Source organism: Alteraurantiacibacter aestuarii (genome assembly GCF_039523595.1).
GTDB classification, from domain to species: domain Bacteria; phylum Pseudomonadota; class Alphaproteobacteria; order Sphingomonadales; family Sphingomonadaceae; genus Alteraurantiacibacter; species Alteraurantiacibacter aestuarii.
In genome coordinates this window covers 577,376-600,191 of record NZ_BAAAFP010000002.1, presented here as the reverse complement: position 1 = coordinate 600,191, position 22,816 = coordinate 577,376, and the positions used below count along the sequence as shown (strand labels likewise).

At 63.7% G+C, this 22,816-nt stretch carries 16 protein-coding genes; 11 read left to right on the top strand and 5 right to left on the bottom strand.

Translation table 11 applies throughout. The features are described 5' to 3' along the window. The first annotated feature begins 45 nt into the window (after positions 1-45). The 5 genes from ABDZ98_RS06560 to ABDZ98_RS06540 are packed head-to-tail and all read left to right on the top strand — an operon-like array spanning position 46 to position 5,708. A complete protein-coding gene (locus tag ABDZ98_RS06560) occupies positions 46-1,044 on the top strand; it encodes a LysR family transcriptional regulator (protein ID WP_202385937.1) in 999 nt (332 codons plus the stop codon). Further along, positions 1,041-2,234: an ABC transporter substrate-binding protein gene (locus ABDZ98_RS06555; protein ID WP_202385938.1), complete on the top strand. Its 1,194-nt coding sequence runs from the start codon at positions 1,041-1,043 to the stop codon at positions 2,232-2,234. The genes ABDZ98_RS06560 and ABDZ98_RS06555 overlap by 4 nt, the downstream gene beginning before the upstream one ends. Continuing rightward, positions 2,228-3,325 carry an ABC transporter ATP-binding protein gene (locus tag ABDZ98_RS06550; RefSeq protein WP_160590086.1) on the top strand — a complete coding sequence of 366 codons (1,098 nt, stop codon included), beginning with the start codon at positions 2,228-2,230 and terminating at the stop codon, positions 3,323-3,325. Before ABDZ98_RS06555 ends, ABDZ98_RS06550 begins: the two co-directional genes overlap by 7 nt. Continuing rightward, the gene (locus tag ABDZ98_RS06545) at positions 3,322-4,674 is read left to right on the top strand and encodes an aminotransferase family protein (protein WP_160590088.1); all 1,353 of its coding nucleotides are present in this window, start codon (positions 3,322-3,324) and stop codon (positions 4,672-4,674) included. Before ABDZ98_RS06550 ends, ABDZ98_RS06545 begins: the two co-directional genes overlap by 4 nt. Further along, complete coding sequence (locus ABDZ98_RS06540; protein ID WP_160590090.1) at positions 4,671-5,708, top strand: histone deacetylase family protein; 1,038 nt, start codon at positions 4,671-4,673, stop codon at positions 5,706-5,708. The genes ABDZ98_RS06545 and ABDZ98_RS06540 overlap by 4 nt, the downstream gene beginning before the upstream one ends. Here the strand turns inward: ABDZ98_RS06540 and ABDZ98_RS06535 are convergent. Next, entirely contained in the window at positions 5,676-6,161 is a 486-nt protein-coding gene (locus ABDZ98_RS06535) for an acyl-CoA thioesterase (RefSeq protein WP_272916779.1), read from the bottom strand. The genes ABDZ98_RS06540 and ABDZ98_RS06535 overlap by 33 nt on opposite strands. 77 nt (positions 6,162-6,238) lie before the next feature. On the opposite strand from ABDZ98_RS06535, the gene ABDZ98_RS06530 reads away from it, so the two are divergent. The 5 genes from ABDZ98_RS06530 to ABDZ98_RS06510 all read left to right on the top strand — a co-directional run bounded on the left by ABDZ98_RS06530 (position 6,239) and on the right by ABDZ98_RS06510 (position 14,954). Next, a complete protein-coding gene (locus ABDZ98_RS06530; protein WP_337190156.1) occupies positions 6,239-8,230 on the top strand; it encodes a tetratricopeptide repeat-containing sulfotransferase family protein in 1,992 nt (663 codons plus the stop codon). Positions 8,231-8,485: 255 nt separating this feature from the next. Further along, on the top strand, positions 8,486-10,999 hold the full coding sequence (locus tag ABDZ98_RS06525; protein WP_202385939.1) for a TonB-dependent receptor: 2,514 nt from the start codon (positions 8,486-8,488) through the stop codon (positions 10,997-10,999). Between the two features lie 39 nt (positions 11,000-11,038). Then, positions 11,039-12,364, top strand: coding sequence for an APC family permease (locus tag ABDZ98_RS06520; RefSeq protein WP_337190157.1), 1,326 nt, complete (start codon positions 11,039-11,041; stop codon positions 12,362-12,364). Between the two features lie 130 nt (positions 12,365-12,494). After that, positions 12,495-14,054 (top strand): sulfatase-like hydrolase/transferase, encoded by a 1,560-nt coding sequence (locus ABDZ98_RS06515; RefSeq protein ID WP_160590094.1) that lies wholly within the window; start codon positions 12,495-12,497, stop codon positions 14,052-14,054. A 21-nt stretch (positions 14,055-14,075) separates the two neighbouring features. Beyond that, positions 14,076-14,954: a formylglycine-generating enzyme family protein gene (locus ABDZ98_RS06510; RefSeq protein WP_160590096.1), complete on the top strand. Its 879-nt coding sequence runs from the start codon at positions 14,076-14,078 to the stop codon at positions 14,952-14,954. Between the two features lie 9 nt (positions 14,955-14,963). On the opposite strand, the gene ABDZ98_RS06505 is transcribed toward ABDZ98_RS06510, so the two are convergent. Then, positions 14,964-16,742 (bottom strand): DUF8021 domain-containing protein, encoded by a 1,779-nt coding sequence (locus tag ABDZ98_RS06505; protein ID WP_160590098.1) that lies wholly within the window; start codon positions 16,740-16,742, stop codon positions 14,964-14,966. Next, the gene (locus tag ABDZ98_RS06500) at positions 16,739-18,847 is read right to left on the bottom strand and encodes a PQQ-dependent dehydrogenase, methanol/ethanol family (RefSeq protein ID WP_343806275.1); all 2,109 of its coding nucleotides are present in this window, start codon (positions 18,845-18,847) and stop codon (positions 16,739-16,741) included. Before ABDZ98_RS06500 ends, ABDZ98_RS06505 begins: the two co-directional genes overlap by 4 nt. A 203-nt stretch (positions 18,848-19,050) precedes the next feature. On the opposite strand from ABDZ98_RS06500, the gene ABDZ98_RS06495 reads away from it, so the two are divergent. Beyond that, positions 19,051-20,016, top strand: coding sequence for an SMP-30/gluconolactonase/LRE family protein (locus ABDZ98_RS06495; RefSeq protein WP_160590102.1), 966 nt, complete (start codon positions 19,051-19,053; stop codon positions 20,014-20,016). Positions 20,017-20,067: 51 nt separating this feature from the next. On the opposite strand, the gene ABDZ98_RS06490 is transcribed toward ABDZ98_RS06495, so the two are convergent. Together ABDZ98_RS06490 and ABDZ98_RS06485 are read right to left on the bottom strand one after the other, a co-directional pair. Continuing rightward, positions 20,068-21,471, bottom strand: coding sequence for an aldehyde dehydrogenase (locus ABDZ98_RS06490; protein ID WP_160590104.1), 1,404 nt, complete (start codon positions 21,469-21,471; stop codon positions 20,068-20,070). Positions 21,472-21,592: 121 nt separating this feature from the next. Continuing rightward, complete coding sequence (locus ABDZ98_RS06485) at positions 21,593-22,816, bottom strand: TolC family protein (RefSeq protein ID WP_160590106.1); 1,224 nt, start codon at positions 22,814-22,816, stop codon at positions 21,593-21,595.

Here is a 22,816-nt window from a genome sequence, read left to right as displayed (position 1 = left end):
CTTCTGATAGGCTTCCCGTCAATCATAGCTTGAGGGAATGGTATGATGTCAGAAGACAAAGGCGAACTTGCCTGGCGGCTGGACTGGAATCTGGTGCGCACCTTCCTTGTCATCGTCCAGGAAGGCTCCATTACCGGCGCTGCCCAGCGGCTCGATCTCAAGCAGCCCACCGTCAGCAATGCGTTGCGCCGGCTGGAGGATACGCTGGGCCACCGGTTGATCGATCGCGGGCCGCGCAAGTTTGCCCCCACCACCCACGGCGAGGCATTGTTTGCACAGGCGCTCGACATCTTCGGATCGCTGGACCGGCTGCCGCTGATCCTTGGCGATATTGACGAGGAGGTTTCGGGCGAAGTGGTACTTTCCATGGCCAGCCACGTGGTCAGCCCGCTGGTGGATGCCACGCTGGCCGATTTCCAGCAGCATCATCCGCGCGCCCGGCTGGCGATCCGCGTGCGCCCGTCGCTCGACGTGATCGAAGATGTGCTGGGCAAGAAATGCTCGCTGGGCATCTGCCTTGTGCGTGAGCGTGATGCGGATCTGGAATACACCCATCTCTATACCGAGCATTTCGGCTTCTTCTGCGGTCCTGCCCATCCGCTGTTCGGCAAGAGCGACCTGACGCTGGCGGATATGCGTGAGGAGCGCAGCGTCTCCTTCGATACCGACCAGCTCAACGATGTGCTGCGCCCCGTCGCCATGCTCCGCGCGCGCGCCAGCTTTGCCGGTCAGCCGGTGGGCGTATCGAACAATCTGGAAGAGGTGCGCCGGATGGTGATTGCCGGAATGGGCATCGGCCCGCTGCCGATCCACGTGGTGACCCGCGACGTGGCAGACGGCCTGCTCTGGCGCCTGCCGCCCTATGATGATCCGCCCGCCGTGGATGTTTCCGTCGTGCGCCACCCTGCCAACCGGCTGAGCCGCGCCGAACAGGCTTTCTGGACCCTGCTGTCGAAGCGGATAGAGGAAACTCCGCGCGATCAGCGCACCTATGGGCTGGATGGCCGCAGCCTGGTGGCCAGCAGCGTGGCCAGCAGCGCATGAGCTTTGAAAATCACGCCTACCGCCTGTTTGCCACCTTGCGCGATGATCCGCGCGGCAGGCGAGATTTCCTGCGCGCAATGGCAAAGCTTGGCGCGGCGGCGGGTGTGGTTGGCGGCCCGCTGGGCATGGCCGCGCTCGCTCAAACGCAGGCCCAGACGCAAAGCCGGCCGCAAAACCGACCACAACGCCAGCCGGTGCGCCAGGTCCGCTTTGATGGCTGGGGCGGCGTGGTATCGCAGGCCTTCGAGGATTACGCCTTCGCCCCGTTCGAGCGGGAGACCGGTGTCGAGGTGGTGAGCGGAACCTTTGGCGGCAGCGATGAATTCCTTGCCCGGGTGATCGCCAACCGGCCCGGCGAATATAATGTCGCGCATCTTTCCGGCGTGTTCGATTACGCCCGCTTTCACGATCAGGGGCTGACCTCGGCGCTGGATGAAAGCAACATCCCCAATCTGGCGCTCACCATCCCGCAGCTCGCCGCGCCGCTGCGTGCTGTGACCGGCGGATCACTGTCCGCCATTCCCTATGATTACGGGACCACCGGGATCGCCTTCAATCCAAGGCGCGTGTCCGCCGAACATGTGGCGCGGGCGGGATCGCGCATATTGATCGATCCGCAATTTCGCCACCGCATCGGCGGTTGGGACGAATGGCGCACGCGCATCTGGTATGCCGCCGCCGCCGCTGGCCAGAACCCCAATGCCATCACCGATATGGACGCGGTCTGGGCGATGATCCGCCGCCACCGCGACCTGACGGTCAAATACTGGTCCTCCGGCGCGGAACTGATGAACCTGCTGGCGCAGGAGGAACTGTTCGTCACCGATGCCTGGTCCGGTCGCATTGCCGCGCTGCGCAATGCCGGCGTGGAGATGGGCTTTCACCAGCCTGCCGATGGCGTGGCCTGGCAGGAATGTATCTTCGTACTGAGAGGATCGCCGATGCGCGAATGCGAAAAACTGCTCAACTTCATGCTCGAACCCGAAGTGGCGATCATGGTGGCAGAGGCGCAATATTACCCGCCCTCGCTCGATCCGACCAAGGTCGACCTGCCCGCCTCGATCCGCTCGCTGCCCGGCTTCGTGGCCGATGGCGACCTGTCGGGATATCGCTTTTTCGATCCCGCCTACTGGAACGGGCATGAGCGCGACTGGGCGCCGATGTTCAGCCGGGTGCAAAAGGGATGGTAAAGGCAGTGGAACTTCGCGGCGTGGTCAAGCGCTATGGCCCCACGCTGGCGGCAGACCATGTTTCGCTGACTGCAAAGCAGGGCAGCTTCACCACATTACTGGGCCCCAGCGGCTGCGGCAAGACCACGCTGCTGCGCCTGATCGCCGGGCTGGAACAGCCGGATGAGGGCGAGATATTGATCGGCGGACGGTCGATGGCGGGCGTGCCGCTGCACAAGCGCAAGATCGGGCTGGTGTTCCAGAATTACGCGCTGTTCCCGCATCTTTCCGTGCACGAGAACATAGCCTTCGGCCTGCGCTATCACGGGATCGACAAGGGAGAAGAGCAGGACCGCGTGCTGGCCATGCTGGATCTGGTGCGCCTGCCCGGACGCGGCGATGCGCGCCCCGGCATGCTTTCTGGCGGACAGCGCCAGCGCGTGGCTCTGGCCCGGGCGCTGGTGATCGAACCGGACGTGCTGCTGCTGGACGAGCCATTGTCCGCGCTCGATGCCAATTTGCGTGACGAAATGCGCATTGAACTGCGCGCAATTCAGGAACGGCTGGGGGTGACCACCATCTTCGTCACCCACGATCAGGGTGAAGCGCTGGCCATGTCGGACGCGATTGCCGTGCTGCGCAGCGGGCGGCTGCAACAGGTCGGCAGCCCGGCAGAGATATACAACCGCCCCGCATCGCCCTTCGTCGGCAATTTCCTGGGCCAGTGCAACATCCTGCGCGGCACCGTTCAGCAAGCCAACGGAGACAAAGTGACCGCAGAGGTGGACAATATCGGCGCTGTTCATGCGGTGACGGGCGGTGATGCGCTCTCTCCCGGTATGCCGGTGGATCTGGTGGTGCGCGCGGAAAAGCTGCGCCTGTCCGTTGCTGGCAGCGAACCCGGCGATGCCAGCGGCGCAGCCTTCGCGGGCCGGATCGAAGCCGTCGACTATCAGGGGCAGGCCGTGCGCTATCTGGTCGATGCGGCTGGCCAATCGCTTTACGTGCAGACCTTTCTGGAGGGCGCACCACTGCCTGCCGGCACCGATGTCGCGCTGACATTTGCCGCCGATGACTGCCTTGCCTTTGCCGCCGTGGAGGAGCCCGCATGACCGCCGGTCTGGTGCCATCGCACCTGTTCTATCAATCGCGCCTGCGCCGCCCGACAATCGCCCGGGCCGAGGGCGTGTATATCTGGGATGTCGAGGGACGCCGCTATCTGGACGGGTCGAGCGGGGCGATGGTCTCCAACATCGGCCATTCCAACCCGCGCGTGCTCGAAGCCATGCGCGAACAGATGAACCGCGCGACCTTCGGCTATCGCCTGCATTTCGAGAATGAACCGGCAGAGCAGCTGGCCTCGGTCATCGCCGATCTGTGCCCCGGAGACCTCGACCGGGTGTTCTTCGTATCGGGGGGGTCGGAAGCGACCGAAACTGCGATCAAGCTGGCCCGCTCGCACAAGCTGGCGGTGGGCGAGACCACCCGCTGGAAAGTGATCTCGCGCGCACCGTCATACCACGGCTGCACTCTGGGCGCGCTGGCGGTCAGCTCCTACGATCCGCTGACAGAGCCGTTTGCGCCGATGATGCGCGAGATGCCCAAAGTCCCCGCGCCGCGCTGCTATCTGGACCGCGACGGCCTCGATCCCGAACAGGCCGGGCTGCGCTATGCCGAAATGCTGCGTGACAGGATTCTGGCGGAAGGCCCCGAAAGCGTGCTGGCCTTCATGATGGAACCTGTCGGAGGAGCCACCACCGGCGCATTGGTCGCGCCCGATTCCTATTATCGCCGCACGCGCGAAATCTGCGACGAATTTGGCATATTGCTGATCTATGATGAGGTGATGACAGGCGTGGGCCGCACCGGCCGCTTCCTGGCAGCCGAGCACTGGGACGCCATGCCCGACATTGTCGCGCTGGCGAAAGGTTTCGGGGCCGGTTATGCGCCTTTAGGTGCCGTTGTGGCCCCGCAGCGCATCATTGAACCGGTGCTGGATGCGGGCGGTTTTGCGCATGGATTCACCTATGCCGGCAACCCGCTCGCCTGCGCCGCCGGCCTGGCGGTAACGCGCGAAATCGTGGCGCATGACCTGATGGGCAATACCGCGCGTATCGGCGATCTGCTCAAAGCCGGGATGGAAGGGCTGATGGCGCGTTTCCCGTTCATCGGCGATGTCCGCGGCAAGGGCCTGTTGCTGGCCTTCGAACTGGTGGCAGACCGGCAGACAATGGCCCCCCTGCCCGCGCATCTGGATGCCTATGTGCGACTGGTCGATATCGCCTATGAGCGCGGCCTGATCATCTATTCCCGGCGCACGCGCGGCGGGCGAGAGGGGGATCACTTCATGGTCTGCCCGCCGATGATCAGCGATGAAAACCACGTCGATGAAATTCTGGGCAAGCTGACAGAAAGCCTGCAAGTGCTGGAGGCGCAATTGAACCTGAGCGTGGCGGCATGAGGACATTTCTTGCCCAACAGGCCCAGTCCGCGCATTTCCCGCGCACCTTCCTGGTCAACGGGGTGATGCAGGACAATCCCGAACACCCTGACCGGATCGCCCGCCTGCGCCAGGGGGCCGAGGCTGCCGGGTGCCGGATCGAGCAACCCGCGGACAGCGGAATGTCGGCCATTTCGGCGGTGCACACGCCCGAATATCTGCAGTTCCTGCGCCATGCCCACAAACGCTGGAGCTACATCGCGGGCGCTTCTGAATCGGTCACGCCCAATATCCATCCAAGCCGCCGCAATGGCACCTATCCGGCGTCCGTTGTGGCGCAGGCGGGCTGGCATATGTCTGATGCCTCCTGCCCGATTGGGGCCGAAACCTGGGACGCTGCATACTGGAGCGCGCAGGCCGCGATCGGTGCCGCCGATGCGGTGCTGGCAGGCGAGCGCCATAGCTATGCCCTGTGCAGGCCGCCCGGCCACCATGCGTCGGCAGAGCTGGCCGGTGGTTTCTGCTACCTGAGCAACAGCGCCATCGCCGCGCGCCGGTTGCAGCGGCAATATCCGCGCGTGGCGGTGCTGGATGTGGACCTGCACCACGGCAATGGCACGCAGGAGATATTCTACCGCGATGCCAGCGTGCTGACCGTCTCCATCCATGCCGATCCGGTGCGTTTCTATCCTTTCTTCTGGGGCAGCGCGTGTGAGCGCGGCGAGGGAGACGGACTGGGGTTCAATTACAACCTGCCGCTGCAACGCGGATCGGGCGATGCCGAGTTCCTGTCGGCGCTGGATCAGGCGCTGGACCGCACCGCCGCTTTCGCGCCCGATGCGCTGGTGATCGCGCTGGGTCTCGATGCCTTTGAAGGCGATCCGTTTGGCGGACTGGCCGTGACCACGCCGGGTTATGGCAAGATCGGCAATGCCATCGCCAAGCGCCTGCCAATGCCTGCGGTCATCGTGCAGGAGGGCGGCTATCTGTGTGACGCGCTGGGCGACAATCTTTCCGCTTTCCTAAGCGCCTTCACCGCCGGTCACGGAGGTTGAGGCATCGATCATCTGCCCGATCCGCGCGCGCATGGCCGCTTCCACCGCAACGCCTTCGCGCGCCTTGAGATCGAGCCGGACAAGTGTGGAGCGCATCGTCGCCACCGCAGACCCGTCCTGCGTTCGCACCATGCGATATTCGACATCGATGGATTTGGTACCCAGCCGCACCGGTGCGCCGGAAATAGAGAACATCGTGCCGGGCAGCATCTCCGCATGATATTCATAGACCTGCCGCACATCGGCCCAACCAAGGCCATCGGCCTGCGAAACAGGGCTCGTCCCGCTCAGGCGGAACAGCAGCTGATAGCTCGCATCGTCAAACGCAGCGGCATAGCGGCGGACGGTAAAATGACCCATGACATCGCAGTCCCAAGGCTGCACAATACCAAGATGCAGGGGGCCAGGATGCAGGGGTCCAGCGAGAAATTGGGGTTCAGATTGAGAATTCATGGAATTGATCCCGTCAGGTCGCAGGGCAAAGGCATGATTGGCCGCAATCGCCCGGATTGGCAACCGGAGGCGCGCAGGTGAGCGAAGACCTTCAGGCGCAGTTGCGCCACACCAGCAAGCTGCTCTCCACCAACCCGGCAGCGGCGGAAAGCCAGGCACAGGCGATACTGGCAAAGGCTCCCGAAAACCCGGACGCGGTGTTGTTGATGGCTGCCGCCGCCCGCCGTCAGGGCGATCCGGCGCGCGCCGCGCACTTGCTCAGCCCGCTGGCGCAGAGCGGAAAGGGCCGCGCCGACGTGCATCAGGAACTGGGTCTGGCGTGGGCATCGCTGGGACGCAGCGATGATGCGATCGAGCAGCTGGAAATGGCCGTCACGCGCAACCCCGGCCTGTCTGCCGCATGGCGCGCGCTGGGGGACCAGCATACCGCGCGCGGCGACAGCGGATCAGCCGATACCGCCTATGCGCAGGCGATCCGCGCATCCGTCAACGATCCGGAACTGATGCGCGCGGCCGATGCGCTGGTTTCCGGCGAGCTTGCCGTGGCCGAGCCGATCCTGCGTGACAGGCTGAAACGCGCGCCCACCGATATCGCCGCCATTCGCATGCTGGCAGAGCTGGCATCGCGGCTGGGCCGCTATGGCGATGCGGAAAAGCTGCTGTCGCGCGCGCTGGAGCTGGCACCTGGCTTCCGCCCGGCGCGGCACAATTATGCGCTGGTGCTGCACCGGCAGAACCGCGCGGCAGAAGCGCTGGAACAGATCGACATGCTGCTGGCGGATGATCCGCACAATGCCGGCCTTGCCAATCTCAAGGCCGCGGCGCTGGGCCGGATCGGCGAGTTCGAGGACGCCATTGCCCTGTATGACGATGTGCTGGATCGCCATCCGGACCAGCCCAAGGTGTGGATGAGCTATGGCCACGCGCTCAAGACCGTGGGCCGCCAGCAGGACAGTATTGACGCCTATCGCAAGAGCATCGCGCTACAGCCGGGCCTTGGCGAAGCATGGTGGAGCCTCGCCAATCTCAAGCGGGTGACTTTCGCAGATGCAGACCGGGCCACCATGCGCGGCGCTCTGTCAGACGATCTGGAGCCCGAAGACCTGTTCCACCTCCACTTCGCGCTGGGAAAGGCAGAGGAGGATGCTGGCAATTATCAGGCATCCTTCACCCATTATGCGCAGGGTAACCGCCTGCGCCGGGACATGGTGCGCTATGATTCAGCGGACATTGCCGATCACCTCGTCCGGTCCCGCGCGCTGTTCACACCGCAATTCTTCACAGACCGGGCAGACGCTGGTTGCAGCGCGCCAGACCCCATATTCATCCTTGGCATGCCGCGCGCCGGCTCCACCCTTATCGAACAGATCCTGTCCAGCCACTCGCAGGTGGAAGGGACGATGGAACTGCCCGACATCCCGCAGATGGCCGCGCAGATCGGCGGGCGCAAATTGCGTTCGCAGGAGACTGATTATCCAGAGGCGCTGGCCGATCTCTCGCCCGATCAGCTGACCGCAATGGGTGAGGAATTTCTGACCCGCACACGCGTGCAGAGAAAGACCGACGCACCGTTCTTCCTCGACAAGATGCCCAATAATTTCATGCATGTGGGGATGATCAAACTGATCCTGCCCAATGCCCGGATCATCGATGCGCGGCGCCATCCGCTGTCTTGCTGCTTCTCCAATTTCAAGCAGCATTTCGCCCGTGGTCAGGCGTTCACCTATGACCTGGCCGAGCTGGGCCATTACTACCGCACCTATACCGAGCTGATGGCGCATTTCGACGATGTGCGGCCCGGCGCCGTGCACCGTGTTTTCTATGAACAGGTGGTGGCCGACGTGGAGGGTGAAACGCGCGCGCTGCTGGATTACCTGAACCTGCCGTTTGAGGAATCCTGCCTGCGCTTTTACGAAAGCGACCGCGCCGTGCGCACTGCAAGTTCCGAACAGGTGCGCCAGCCGATCTTTTCCGACGGGCTGGCCCAGTGGAAGAATTTCGAACAATGGCTGGGCCCGCTCGAACAGGCGCTGGGTCCGGCCCTGACCGATTATCCGTGCAAATTGTAATTTTGCCGACTGTTGTCAGTTTGCCATAGCGGCCCGGCTTTAGACCGACCTTGGGAAGCCGTCCGACGAGCACCTCTTGACACATAGGTAAATTACAGTTCTTTTACACCTGTCAAAGTGGCTGGAACGCAAGCATTTCCGCCATTTATGGCACCATTTCTAGGGGGAATACCGCAGACGGATCTGAGCGCCCGATTGGTCACCGACAGCACTAGCTGCGCAGATCTGATCCGCTCGCAACATGAGGGTTTTACAATGGGTATGGAATCACGCGATCGTCGTTCGGGCCGGGCCTTGCGGGCCGTCACAGGCCTGCTTCTTGGTTCCAGCATATTGGCAAGCGGTGCGGCATTCGCCCAGGAAGCCGTGGATGACAGTGCCGCCCCGACCGCGTCCAGTTCCCAGAACAACACCATCCTCGTGACCTCGCAGCGGCGGGTCGAAGATCTTCAGGACGTTCCGATCAGCGTCCAGGTGCTCAATACGGAGCGGCTGGAGAACCTGCAGGTTGACGGGCTTGAGGACTATGTGAAGTTCCTGCCCAGCGTCTCGACGCAGAATTACGGTGGCCCGTTCTACCAGCTCGTCTACATGCGCGGCGTGGCCAGCGGCGGTGACGGCAACCACTCCGGCCCGCTGCCCAGCGTGGGCACCTATCTCGATGAACAGCCGATCACCACGGCGCAGGGCAACCTCAACGTCCATCTGTATGACGTCGCCCGCGTGGAGGCTCTGGCAGGCCCGCAGGGCACGCTGTTCGGCGCATCCAGCCAGGCCGGCACCATCCGCATCATCACCAACCAGCCCGATGCGAGCGGCTTCGACATGGGCTTTGATGTCGAAGGCAATTATGTCGATCACGGCGAATTCGGCGGCGCCCTCGAAGGCTTCGTGAACATGCCGATCAGCGATACCATCGCTGCTCGCCTGGTGGGCTGGTACGTCAAGGATGGCGGCTATATCGACAACATCCGCGGCGTGCGCACATTCCCCAGTTCGGGTGAAACTGACGACAATCTGGCGCTGGTCGAGGACGACTTCAACGACGTCGAGACCTATGGTGCCCGCCTCGCGCTGGGCATTGAGCTGGATGACAACTGGACCGTCACGCCGTCCATCATGGCGCAGAAGCAGAACACCTCCGGCACGTTCGCCTTCCTGCCCAGCCTCGGCGATCTGAACGTCCAGACCTATCGCGACAATTTCCAGGACGATGAGTGGGTGCAGGCGGCGATGACCGTCGAAGGCCGCATCGGCAATTTCGATCTGGTCTATTCGGGCGCCTATCTGGAACGCGGCATCGATGGCCTGGCCGATTATTCGGACTACGCCTATTTCTATGACGTGCTGTACGGCTATGGCTATTACTTCGTGGCCGATTGCCCGGCGCAGGATTTCAGCTGCCCGCTGGTCAATCCCTCGCAGTATTTCTCCAGCCGTGACCGCTTCAACAAGGTGAGCCAGGAACTGCGCCTGTCCTCACCGCAGGATGAGAGCGTGCGCTTCCAGGCAGGCCTGTTCTACCAGCGCCAGGAACACGACATCCAGCAGCGTTACCAGATCGACAATATCGCCAGCTTCATCGAAGTGCCCGGCTGGTCCGACACGATCTGGCTGACCAAGCAGACGCGTATTGACCGCGACTATGCCGCGTTTGGCGAAGTGGCCATTGATCTGACCGATCAGCTGACAGTGACCGGCGGCCTGCGCTATTTCGAATATAACAACACGCTGATCGGCTTCTTCGGATATTCCGAAAACTTCAGCGGATCGACCGGCGTTGCTGCGTGTCGTTCTCCGATCGACGATTCGCTTTCGCCCCCGTCAACCGATGGCGCGCCGTGTACCAACCTTGCGGTCACCGATGCCGACGGCAATGTGATCGTCAATCCCGATGGCACGGTCAGTCCGCGCCGGTCCAAGAACGACGGCCTGATCCATCGCCTGAACGTCACCTACAACTTCACCCCCGATGTGATGGCCTATGCCACATGGTCGCGCGGTTTCCGTCCTGGCGGCACCAACCGGCGTGGCGGTCTGTTCGGCTATCAGGCGGACTTCCTGACCAATTACGAGCTGGGCCTGAAGACCAGCTTTGCCGATGGACTTGTGCGCTGGAACGCGGCCATCTTCCAGCTGGACTGGGACAAGTTCCAGTTCGCCATCCTTGGTCCCAACGGGCTGACCGAAATCCGCAACGCCGCACAGGCGCGCATTCGCGGGTTTGAAACGGATGTCACGCTGCAGCCGGCAGACGGCCTGACACTGGCCGCCGGGATGACCTATCTCGATGCCAAGCTGACGGATAATTATTGCGGCTTCACCGATGCCAATGGCGATCCGGTGACGGTCTGCGCCAATCCGCCCGCACCGGCTGGCACGCGGCTTCCCGCATCGCCCAAGTTCAAGGGCAATGTCACCGCGCGCTACGAATGGTTCCTGAACCGCGACCTGCTGGCCCACGTGCAATTTGCCGGGGTTCTCCAGTCCGATATCCGTTCCAACCTGCTGCTTGAAGACAACCGTCTGGTTGGCACGCAGGATGGCTACGGCACGGTCGATCTCGCTGTCGGCGTGAAGAAGGATCTGGGCGGCTGGAATGCCGAATTCTACGTCACCAACGTGTTTGATGAGCGTGGCCAGGCCTATCTCTACGCGCAGTGCGGTTCTTCGGTCTGCGCCAATGATGTCCCGGGCATCGGCGGCAATGTCTATCAGGTTCCCAACCAGCCGAGGACGTTCGGCCTGCGGTTTGGATACAGCTATTAAGCCTGGTCAGGATGACCTGCAGCGGACCGGGCGGATAGCGTGAGCGCCGCCCGGATCGCGGCAGGGGACGAGCCTGCCAAAGGCGGCAAGCTGGGCCGCTGGATGACGATATCGCTGGTCATGGGCAACATGATCGGTTCCGGCATATTCCTGCTGCCCGCCACGCTGGCCCCGCTGGGCTGGAATTCGATTGTCGGCTGGCTGTTCACCATAGCGGGCGGCCTGTGCCTTGCCGCGACCTTCGCCTGGCTGGCGCGGCAGATGCCCGTTGAGGGCGGGCCTTACGCCTATACCAACGCCGCGTTCGGCCCCCTGCCCGCCTTCATGGTGACATGGAGCTACTGGATATCGTTGTGGATCGGCAATGCGGCCATTGCCGTGGCCGGTATCAGCTATCTGGGCGTGTTCGTGCCCGGCATGTCTGCCACCACCGGCGGCGATGCACTGGCGGCAGTGGTGCTGATCTGGGCGCTGACCTTCCTCAACCTGACAGGATCGCGATCGGCCGGGGGGTTCCAGCTGGTCACCACCGTCATCAAGGTGCTGCCGCTTCTGCTGGTGATTGTACTTGCCGCAGTTGCGATGGGCACGGGCGAGGCAGAGCTGCGGCCGATGGAGCCGGGCGGCATCCAGCCCGGCATCGTGACCGCCGCCGCCACGCTGACCCTGTGGGCCTTGCTCGGCCTGGAATCGGCGACCGTTCCGGCGGGCAAGATCCGCGATCCGGAGCGCACCATTCCCTTTGCCACGCTGGTCGGCACGGCGCTGACCGGACTGCTCTACCTGGTCACCTGTTCGGCCATCATCCTGCTGATGCCAGAGGATATCATCGCCAGTTCGGGAGCGCCCTTTGCCGATTTTGTCGAGCGTTTCTGGGCGCCCGGCCCCGCCCTGCTGATTGCCGGTTTCGCCGCCATCAGCTGCTTTGGCGCGCTCAATGGCTGGATCATGGTGCAGGCCGAACTGCCCTATGCGATGGCCCGCGCCGGCGCCTTTCCGCGCTGGTTTGCAAAGGAAAACGCGGCAGGGTCACCCGCCCGCGCGCTGGTGGTTTCCAGCGCCCTGATGACGGTGGTGGTCTTGCTCAATTACGATAGCTCGGCGGCGGAGATATTCGGCTTCCTGCTGCTGATTTCCACCGCCTGCAGCCTGTTCATGTACCTTGTGTGCATGGCCAGTGCACTGCGGCTTCGGTTTGGCGGCGGCATGGCTTCGCGCAGATATCTGCCGTGGGTGGCCGCGCTCGCCACGCTCTATTCCGCTTGGACCATCTATGGCGCAGGCGGAGAGGCCGTGGCGTGGGGCGTGGGGCTGCTGCTGGTGTCGCTGCCCGTCTATGCACTGATGCGCTGGCGCGCTGCATGACCGGCACCGCAACCGCTCAATCTCCACTATCACCGAAGCCATATTCGATGTAGCTTTGCCTCAAAGTCTGGGAGGGCTGAGAGGGATGCTGGAAACCACATCGAAAATTGCGATGGCCTGTGCGCTTTGCTTGGGCCTCACGGCGGTTCCGGCCAATGCTGCCGATGAGGATACACCGCGCAGGCCCAATATCCTGCTGATCATTTCCGATGATGTCGGCCTCGACGTCACACCCGGCATGGTGCCCGGACTGATGGAACAGCTGATCGCCCAATATGGCCCCGAAGGCCACGATCATCCCGATTACCAGGCCATCAATGGCCATCCCGCCTCCACGCCGGTGCTCGATCAGCTGGCCGATGACGGCATGGTCTTCACCGATGCCTGGGCGCAGCCCTTCTGCTCTCCCACGCGGGCATCCCTGCTGACCGGCCTGTTCGCCGGGCGTACCCATGTGCAGACCTATGCCGACGCGCTGAGCCAGAACCACGATTCCTTCGTCCGCACGCTGGCCGACAGGGGCGGATACAGCACGGCGGTATTCGGCAAGTGGCACATGGCGGGCCTGCCTGCTGAAGGCGGCGATTATCCCGGCATGAAGCCGAAGGAGGCCGGGTTCCAGCTGTTCCGCGGCAATATGCATGCCGCGCTCCCGTCGTTCTGGGATTATCCGCTGCATGTGCAGGATGCGGGCACGCCTGCGGGACAGTGGCGCACCGAAGAAGCGCCGGTCGCATCGCTGCCCGGCATCGCGCCCAGCACCTATGCCGCAGTGGCCAAGGGGTCGGACACGATCGACTGGATCAGGGCGCAGGAAGAAGCCGATCCGGACAGGCCGTGGTTCACCTGGCTGGCCTTCAACCTCTCCCATGCCACCGCGATCCAGCAGCCAAGCGCGATGATGGTGCCCAATGCCGATACGCTGGACGATGTCAGCCGGGCCGAGATGGAAGCATGCGGCGGCACGTTCGGCACCAATGAAGTGGGCAATTGTTCGGGCGAGGCCCTGATGCGCGCCATGACCAATTCGATGGACACGATCATCGGGCAGGTGCTGGCGGCGGTGGACGATATCGACCCCAATACCTACGTCATCTATATCGGCGACAATGGCACGCCGATGTACGGGCGGCCCAACCTCGATTTCATCGACAACATGTACATCACCCGCACCGGACGCGGCAAAGGCAGCGCGTTTGAAAGCGGCGCGCACGTGCCGATGGTCATTCGCGGACCCGGCATTGAGGCGGGCAGCCAGAACGGCGAGTTTGTCCACGTGGCCGATCTGTTCGCCACCATCCTCTCGCTTGCCGGTCTGGAAGTGCCGGAGACTGTTTCGAACAGCGCGGGCGATGCACAGATTGCGCTGGATTCGGTCTCGCTCGACCCCATTCTGCGCGGCGGAGCGGACAGGGTGCGCGATCCCGATCACGATTTCATCCTGACAGAATCGTCCAATCTGATGACTGGCGGAACCAAGGTGATCGGCGCGCGCAATGCCACTTTCAAGCTGGTGTGCACCGACAGCACCGAAGATTGCGACTTCTACAATCTGACCAGCGATCCGCTGGAGGAATATCCGCTCCCCGAACCCGGCAGCTGCGCCGCATCGGAGGACTGGACCACTGCCGATCCGTTCTGGCATTACTGCTTCTTGCTGGATGTGGTCGCCAAACGATCGATCCTGTGAAGCGCGGCGGCAGGTGAGGACATGAAGCGCATCGAAGGCGGCAGCTTTCGGATGGGATCGGACGATCACTATCCCGAGGAAGCGCCTGCGCGCATGGTTACTGTCGAGCCCTTCCTGATCGACCCGTCGCCAGTCACCAATGCCCGGTTCGCGCAGTTCGTGCAGGAAACAGGCTATGTGACATTGGCCGAGCGGCCCCCAGACGCGGCGAAATATCCCGGCGCAGACCCCGGCCTGCTGGTGCCGGGATCATCGGTGTTCGTGCCGCCGGTCAAATATCCGATCACGCCCGACCCGATGAACTGGTGGGCTTATGTTCCCGGCGCGTGCTGGCACCGCCCGCAAGGTCCCGGCAGCTCCACCGCAGGGCTGGAGGACCACCCGGTCGTACATATCGCCCACGAAGACGCGCAGGCTTATTGCGCGTGGGCGGACAAGCGCCTGCTGAGCGAGGCGGAATGGGAATTTGCCGCGCGCGGCGGGCAAGAAGGCCTGGCCTTTGCCTGGGGCGACGAGCTGGCGCCGGGCGGCGCCATGCTGGCCAATTACTGGCAAGGGCCCTTCCCCAAGACCAATATGTGTCTCGATGGCTATGATCGCACGTCCCCCATCGGGGCGTTCCCGGCCAATAGCTATGGCCTGTACGACATGATCGGCAACGCCTGGGAATGGACCAGCGACCCCTACCGGCTGGCCAGCGAGCCGGTGAAGAAATGCTGCGCGTCCGGCGGCAAGGGAGCTGGTTCCGGGGAGGATTTCCCGGTCATGGTGATCAAGGGCGGATCACATCTGTGCGCCGAGAATTACTGCCAGCGCTACCGCCCCGCCGCCCGCTATCCGCAGACGGTCGACACGTCGACCTCGCACATCGGCTTCAGATGCGGGAAAGACGCCGCCTGATCGCCCTGTTCATCGCTGGCTCAGCGGCTGCATGGCGTAGGGCAATTCGGAGGTGAAAGCCTCCACCCTGATCACCCGGCCTGCATCAAAATGATAGAGCTCCACCACCTGATAGGTGAGCGGATAGCCCTCGCCTCCAGCAGCCGGAAGATCCTCGAAGAAGCGATAGACGGCCAGGCCGCGCTCCTCATCCACGGCCAGCAATTGCCGGTCGCGCACTTCCTCGATCCGCGCCAGTACGGGCGAGCCGAACGGTGCGGCACATTCGCCCACATCCTGCCCGTTGACCGACCAGTGACATTCAGCGCCGAAAATATCGGGAGCAGCCCCGTTGGAGCCAAGCGCGTGCATGAACTGCGGCGCGGCGGCCAGCATGTCCGCGCGCGATGTGCGGCGGCTGGCGGGCAGTACGCCATAATCGCTGGCGGACACAGGCTCGGCATAGGGCGGGCCATACTGGCTGCGGCGGATCAGCGCGTCCACGCTGCCGATCGCATCGCCATCGGCAGCGACGGTAAAGGCCGCCCATCCCGGCTGGCCATGTTCCTCGATCCGGCCGATCCACACCGCCTTGCCGGTCTGCGCATCGGCAATCACCAGAGGGTCTGCATCGATGGCGGTGACGGTCGCCCAGATGCCCTCGCCCACGCGGATGCCCACGCTGTTTTCGGCATAGCCGACGCGCTCACCCCAGTTCAGGCCCTGCCAGTTGTTGCCGACCATGCCAGAGGCGACCAAGCGCGCATTGGCGGCAAGGCAGGCATCATCGCACAGATCGGGCTGCGGGGCATATTCAGGGAAGTCCGCATCATCGCCCCAGAAGGGGTTATGCATGAAATAGGGAACATAGGTGAACGTCGCTTCGATCCGCTGGATCTCGGCATCGCGAATGCGGAAGGCTTCAATCAGCGAAATCGAATTGGGCCATTTGAGCGCGGTCATCATCTCGCGCCCATTGGTCAGCAGATAGCGATCGAACTCATTGGCATGATCGAAGAAACCCGATCCGACCACCACGCCGCGCTGCACATCGACCAGCGGCAGTTCGCGCCTGATACGCTTGTTGATGCGGTACAGCCCCAGCTCGAACTGAGCGCGGCAGCCGCTGGCAATATTGGCAGCACTGGCCTGTGCGCCGGGGCGCGGGGCAGTGGTGGAAATGCCGTTTTCCAGCCGCGAGCAGTCCTCCGCAAAAGGCGCGAAGACCTGCCCGTCGTTCAGCTCCACCGTATCGAAATAGGCATCGGCAATGGCCAGCATGCGCTCGCGCGGGCGGCGTTCTTCCTCTGGCAGGATTTCGTAGAATTCGCTGAAATGCTCCATGTTCTCCCAGTCGCCAAAGGGAGCAGGCAGCGATGTGCGGCGGTGGACCACGCTCTCGATCTCATCGATCAGGCCGCCTTCCACATGGATGCGCACGGCGTAGAAAACGGGCGTGCCATTCTCCCGCACGGAGCCAAACCATGCGGCATGGCCGGTGGTCTCGTCCGCCACCGCCAGCCCATCTGCATCCACATCATCGGCGGTGCGCCAAAGGCCATGGCCGACCGGCAGGATCACATTGTTCTCTGTGAACATCACATCGCCGGCAAGCGGCAGGCCGCTGGCATCGCGCGCGCCCAGTGCCTGCATATGCTGGCGGACCATGGCGATCAGGCAGTCATACTGGCAGGAGGTGTCCGGAACCGCGCTTGCCTCTCCGGGAGCCTGCGCAAGGGCCGGTGCGGCAAACGAAACTGCGCCCGCCAGCGCGATGGCGGAAATCGTGGTTTTCAAGGCTCGCATCATGGGTGTCCTCCCGCCGCAGCGTCTGTGTAATCCTCATTGGCGCGGGCGATGAGGAAGGCATGGATGTCGGCGGCGTCTTCCTCGCTCAGAATGTCGGAGAAGCCCGCCATTCCGCGATCGATGAACAGGCCGTGCAGCACGATGTCGTTGAACTGCGCGCGGGTTTCCTGTGTCATCCAGCGCAGGTCCTTCACCCCGCCCACGGCATTCTCACCGTGGCAGCGCACGCATGTGTCACCGTAAAGCTGGCGGCCATGCGATACCTGCGCCTCATTGGCGGACAGGTATGGCGGACGCGGCAGGCTGGTTGGTGGCGGCGGAGGCGGCAGGGTTACGCCTGTCGCGCCCAGACGGAACACCAGCAGCTTTGCGGTCGATGTCTGGAATGGGCCAAGGTTATAGACGGGCGAGCCTCCCCAGCCGGCGTTGATGGCGATATATTGGACCCCGTCCACCATATAGGTGATGGGTCCGGCCACCGGAGCCTGGTCAATATCCATCTCCCACAACTTGGCGCCAGTGTCGGCGCGGTAGATGGCCAGCGTCTTGTCGATCGTGCCCTGCACCAGCAGATTGCCCGCCGTGGCCAGCACGCCGCCAGAGCCGGGGTGCGCATAGGGCACGCGCCACGCCTCGCTCTGCGTCACCGGGTCCCAGGCGAGCAGATAGCCCTTTTCCTTCTCATTCGCCTCGGCCTGAAGCGCGGCCCGCAGTTCGGGCATATTGCCGCGCGACTGGCCGCTGTTGGACCGGTGATGGACGAAGTTGAAGCCGCCATCCTCGGCGCGGGCATAGGTGGAGGGCTGCTCCTGCGCGCTGAGATAGACCAGCCCGGTGTCAGGGCTGAACGCCATCGGATGCCAGCTGTGCGCCGCCAGCCAGCTGGGACTCATCAGATGCGGCGTGGTGGTGTTATGTGCGCCGGGCTGAAGCACCGGACGGCCTGTTTCCAGATCGATGCGGCTGGCCCAGGTGTTTTCAGAGACATAGGTTTCCGCGCTGATCAGTTCCCCGCTGGCGCCGTCAATCACATAGAAAAAGCCGTTCTTGGGTGCCTGCATGATGACCTGGCGTTCACGCCCGCCGATCTCCAGATCGGTCAGGATCATCGGCTGGGTGCAGGTGTAATCCCACTCCTCCTCGGGCACCATCTGATAGTGCCACTTGTACTCGCCCGTATCGGCATCGACCGCGACGATGGAGCACAGGAACAGGTTGTCCCCCTCATCATTGCTGCGGAAATACCACATGTGCGGGCTGCCATTGCCGGTGCCGATATAGACCAGGTTCAGTTCAGGATCGTAGGCGAAGCTGTCCCACGCCGTGCCGCCGCCGCCATAGCGCCACCATTCGCCCGCCCATGTGGGCAAGGCGATGTCCATGGCGCTGTCCGACGCTTCACCGTCAGGGCCATCCGCCGGATTGCCGGGCACGGTGTAGAACTTCCACAATTGCTCGCCCGTCTCGGCATCATAGGCGACCACGAAGCCGCGCACGCCGTAATCCGCGCCGCCATTGCCGATCACCACCTTGCCATCATAGACGCGCGGCGCACCGGTGATGGAATAGGCGTTCAACTCGCCTTCGGTTTCGAATGTCTGGGCAGACCACACTTCTGATCCTGTGGCCGCATCCACAGCGATCAGCCGGCCATCGAGCGCGCCGATATAGAGCTTGCCGTTCCACGCCGCGATCCCGCGCGAGGAAGGCCCGCAGCATGCCAGCCGCGCCCATTCGGGGCCGACTTCGGGATCATAGGTCCACAATTTCTCACCCGTCGCCGCATTATAGGCGGTGACGATGTTGTAGATGCTCTCATTGTAAAGCACGCCATCGACCACCAGCGGGGTCGCCTGCACGCCGCGCATGGTCGCAAGGTCATCGAACCATGCCAGGCCCAGCTGGCTGACATTGCCATCGTTGATCTGGGTGAGTGGGCTGAACCGGTCCTCTGACCAGCCGCGCCCGTGGCTCATCCAGTCGCCGATATTGGCCGGGGCATTGATATTGCGCAGAGACTGGCCGTTCACCACGGTTGGCCCGTCGACGGCGGTTGACGCGCCCACCATGCCCGCGGTGCTGCCAACCGGCGCATCCGCCGCCACGCAGCCCAGCAAAGCCAGACAAGCCGCAAGCACCCCGATTCCAGGCACTGAGCGTTTAGACCACTGCATCCCGACTTCATCCCCCCGAATGTTCTTGCACCACCCTATCGCCCAGCGCGGCGGCAATGTGAAGGGGACATGTGCGCTCTTTCAAAGAGGTGCGGGACGTCTATGATCCGCAGGCAAATCACTGGGAGGGATGAATGAAGCGCTTTCTTGCGGGCACGATACTGGCATCAATTGCACTGGGCGGATGCGTTGGCGTGGCCAGTTCTTCATCGACAGAAACCCCGGCCAGGATTCTTATCGCCGGGACCGAGATTTACCCCGAAAGCCTCACCTCCGATGTGCGCGGCAACATCTATGTCGGCAGCAATGGCGGAACGATTTACCGCGCTGTGCCGGGCGCATCGCAGGCGGCGGCGTGGATCGTCCCTGACGCACACAACGGCCTGCAATCGCTGTTCGGCGTGCTGGCAGACGATGTGCATGATCTGCTCTGGACCTGCTCCAACCCGGCCTTTGGCGGCCCGCCAGACCCCAATGCCGCGCCCGCCGCGGTCAAGGCCTTCAGCCTGTCGTCGGGTGAACTGTTCGGCAGCTGGGACTTCCCGTCGGGCAAGCCCGCCACCTGCAATGACATCGCCATCGCCGCCGACGGAACCGCGTTCGCAACCGAGATCACCTCTGGCCGGCTGTTCAGACTGACGTGGGGCAGCGATGCGCTGGAGTTGTTCGCCGAGGGAGAAGACCTTGTCGGCGTGGACGGCATCGCCTTTGCCGATGACGGCACGATGTACATCAACAACGTGCGCCAGAATCTGGTCCAGCGGGTCAATCGCCGAGCTGATGGCAGCTATGCCGGGCTGACCACGCTGGAGCTGTCACAGCCGGTTGCCGGACCCGATGGCTTGCGCCCGATTGGCGGGCATCGCTTCCTCCAGGCTGAAGGCGGATCGGGCCGCATAGCCCTGATCGCAATCGACGGTGACCGGGCGCAGGTGACCACCATCACCGATCAGTTCGATTCGGTTGCGGCCGTCACATCGGTCGGCTCCACCGGCTATTCCGCCGAAGGAAAGATCAGCTATCGCTTCGATCCGGCCCTGCAGGGGCAAGACCCCGGCGAATTCTATATCGAAGGCTTTCCGCTTCCGCCGCTGGACTGATGCGGCGGCTCCCGGCGGTTGCTGCTGCACCGCCGGGAGCCGCGCGGAGCATCAGATCGGGTAGTGACCCGGCTCGGTCTCGAAGGTGACCCAGCGCAGTTCGGTGAAGGCGTCGATCCCGGCCTTGCCGCCGAACCGGCCATAGCCGGAGGCCTTCATCCCGCCGAACGGCATTTGCGGTTCGTCCGACACGGTCGAGGCGTTGACGTGGCAGATGCCCGCCTGGATCTGCCGGGCGACCTTCAGGCCGCGCGCGGTATCGCGGGTGAACACGGCGGAAGACAGGCCATATTCGGTGTCATTCGCCAGCTCGATCGCATGCGCCTCATCGCGGGCGCGGGCGATGCCCACAACCGGGCCAAAGCTCTCATCGCGGAACAGCTTCATGTCCGGCGTCACCTTGTCCACCAGGTGCGCGGGCATCAGCACGTTGTGCGTCGTCTCTCCGCCCGTCAGCAGCTGTGCGCCCTTGCCCAACGCATCCTCGATCAGCGCATAGCAGTGATCCACCGTCTTGCGATCGACCACAGCGCCAAGCGGCGTCTTGCCCTCGGCAGGATCGCCAACGGGCATGGTGTTCACCTTGGCGGTAAACTTCTGCGCAAACGCATCGGCCACGCTGTCCACCACGATAATGCGCTCGGTCGACATGCAGATCTGGCCCTGGTTCATGAACGCGCCAAAGGCCGCGGCCTTCACCGCCTCATCCAGATCGGCATCTTCCAGCACGATCATCGGCGCCTTGCCGCCCAGTTCCAGCAGGCAGGGCTTCAAGTGCTGAGCGGCGCGCATGGCGATGATCTTGCCCACGCCGGTGGAGCCGGTGAAGTTGATCCGCTTGACCTGCGGCGCATCGATCAGCGCGCCAACTACCTCCGCTGCATCCTCGGGCGCATTGGTGACGACGTTGACCACGCCATCGGGGAAGCCCGCTTCGGCAAAGGCCTCGATAATCAGCGCATGGGTGCGCGGGCAGTTCTCGCTCGCCTTCAGGATCACCGAATTGCCGCAGGCCAGCGGCACCGCAATCGCGCGCACGCCAAGGATGATCGGCGCGTTCCACGGGGCAATGCCAAGCATCACGCCCACCGGCTCACGCAGGGCCATGGCGATTGTGCCTTCATGATCGGACGGAATGACCTCGCCCGCAATCTGCGTGGTGATGGCAGCCGCTTCGCGCACCATTCCGGCGGCCAGGCCAAGGTTGAACATCGCCCAGCCGGCAGTTGCGCCGATCTCGCCCATCATGGCGGCGACGAAATCGTCCTTCTTGCCCATCAGCGCATCGGCCGCCTTCATCAGCACCGCGCGCCGCGCATTGGGACCCATCTTCGACCAGACAGCAAAGCCAGCCTGCGCGCGCTCGGCAATCGCAGGAATGTCAGATGCCTGCATCGCCTCCGCACTGGAGGCAACCGCGCCGGTCACCGGGTTCAATCGGGAAAATTGGGTCATGTGTTCGCGTTCCTCTCAATGCCGCGCAATTACTGGTGGCTATGCAGTTTGCACCGGCGAATGAAAAGCCTCGAACTGTCTGGATGGCAGCAAATACCGGCTGCTGCGCGTGCGACCCGGCCTAATCCGACAGCCACAGCGCATGGCTGTCGATCCGCAGTTTGGTGATCGCCCGGCCAGCCGCCGCCCGGGCTGCGCCCTCGGCGCGGAAGGCATCGTGGACCATGCGTTCGCCCAGCAAAAGTTCGGCAAGGTCGATCTCGCCAAGTTCATGACCGCGCCGCAACCTGACCAGTGCCGAGACCTGCGAATCCAGCCCTGCGCGCGCCCGTTGCCAGGCATCGATGCGAAACTGCGCTTCGGTCAGGTCGGCATCGGCGGTTTCCTGCACATCGAAGCGGGCGAGCCGGGCCTCCGACAAGGCAGCGCTGGCTTCCGCCTGCGCCTGATCTGCCAGGGCGGCACGGTGGCCACCGCCAAGCGGAATGGAAAACACCACGCCCGCGCCGCGTTCTGCGCCGCTGCGTTCAGAGAACAGGCGCACGCCGATGGTCGGGTCCGCTATCCGGTCCAGCCGTGTACGCTCGGCATAGGCGGAGACGCTGCGGGCCTGCGCATCGGCGGCGGCGATTTCATGGCTGTTGGACAGCACCAGATCGTGCAGGTCCATCAGCATATCGGGGGCGATTTCCGGCTGCGGTATCTCCGGAGCGTCCACCGGCAGGGCCAGAGCGGGAAACTGCGCCGCCAGACGCACGCGCGCAAGCCGCGCTTCGCCCGCGGACTGATCCGCCAATATCCGCGCCGCGCCCAGCGCAGCTTCAGCCTGATCAAGCTCCAGCAGCGAGGCATCGCCCAGTTCCATCCGCCGTCTCACGCCGTTGCGGGCCGTTTCCAGATTGGTCACCGCGCGCGCATCCACGGTAGATTGCGCCGCCGCGCCCAGCCAGTCCCACCAATAGCCGGCCAGCATGAGGGCGGCCTGATGGCGCACATCTTCGGCCATGTTCTGCGCAGCATCGACCTGATGCGTCCCGATCTCACGATCCAGCCGCGCCTTGCCGGGCAGGCGAATGGCCCTGCTCAGCTGGGTATCGAATTCGTCAAACGAGCCTTCGCGGTCAATCCGGCGCTGGGTATAGCTGCCGGAAAACGTCAGCTCATGCGGGCCGATTGCGCGCGCATCGGCGCCTGCACGCGCTGCGGTCACGCGCTCATTCGCGGCGATGACGGAGGGATGATCGTCCAGCGCGCTGAGCACGGATGCCTCATCCGGCAGGCCCGGCTCTGCGTGGAGCGGGGCCGCGATCACCAGCGCCGGAAGAAGGAATACCAGCCGTTTCAT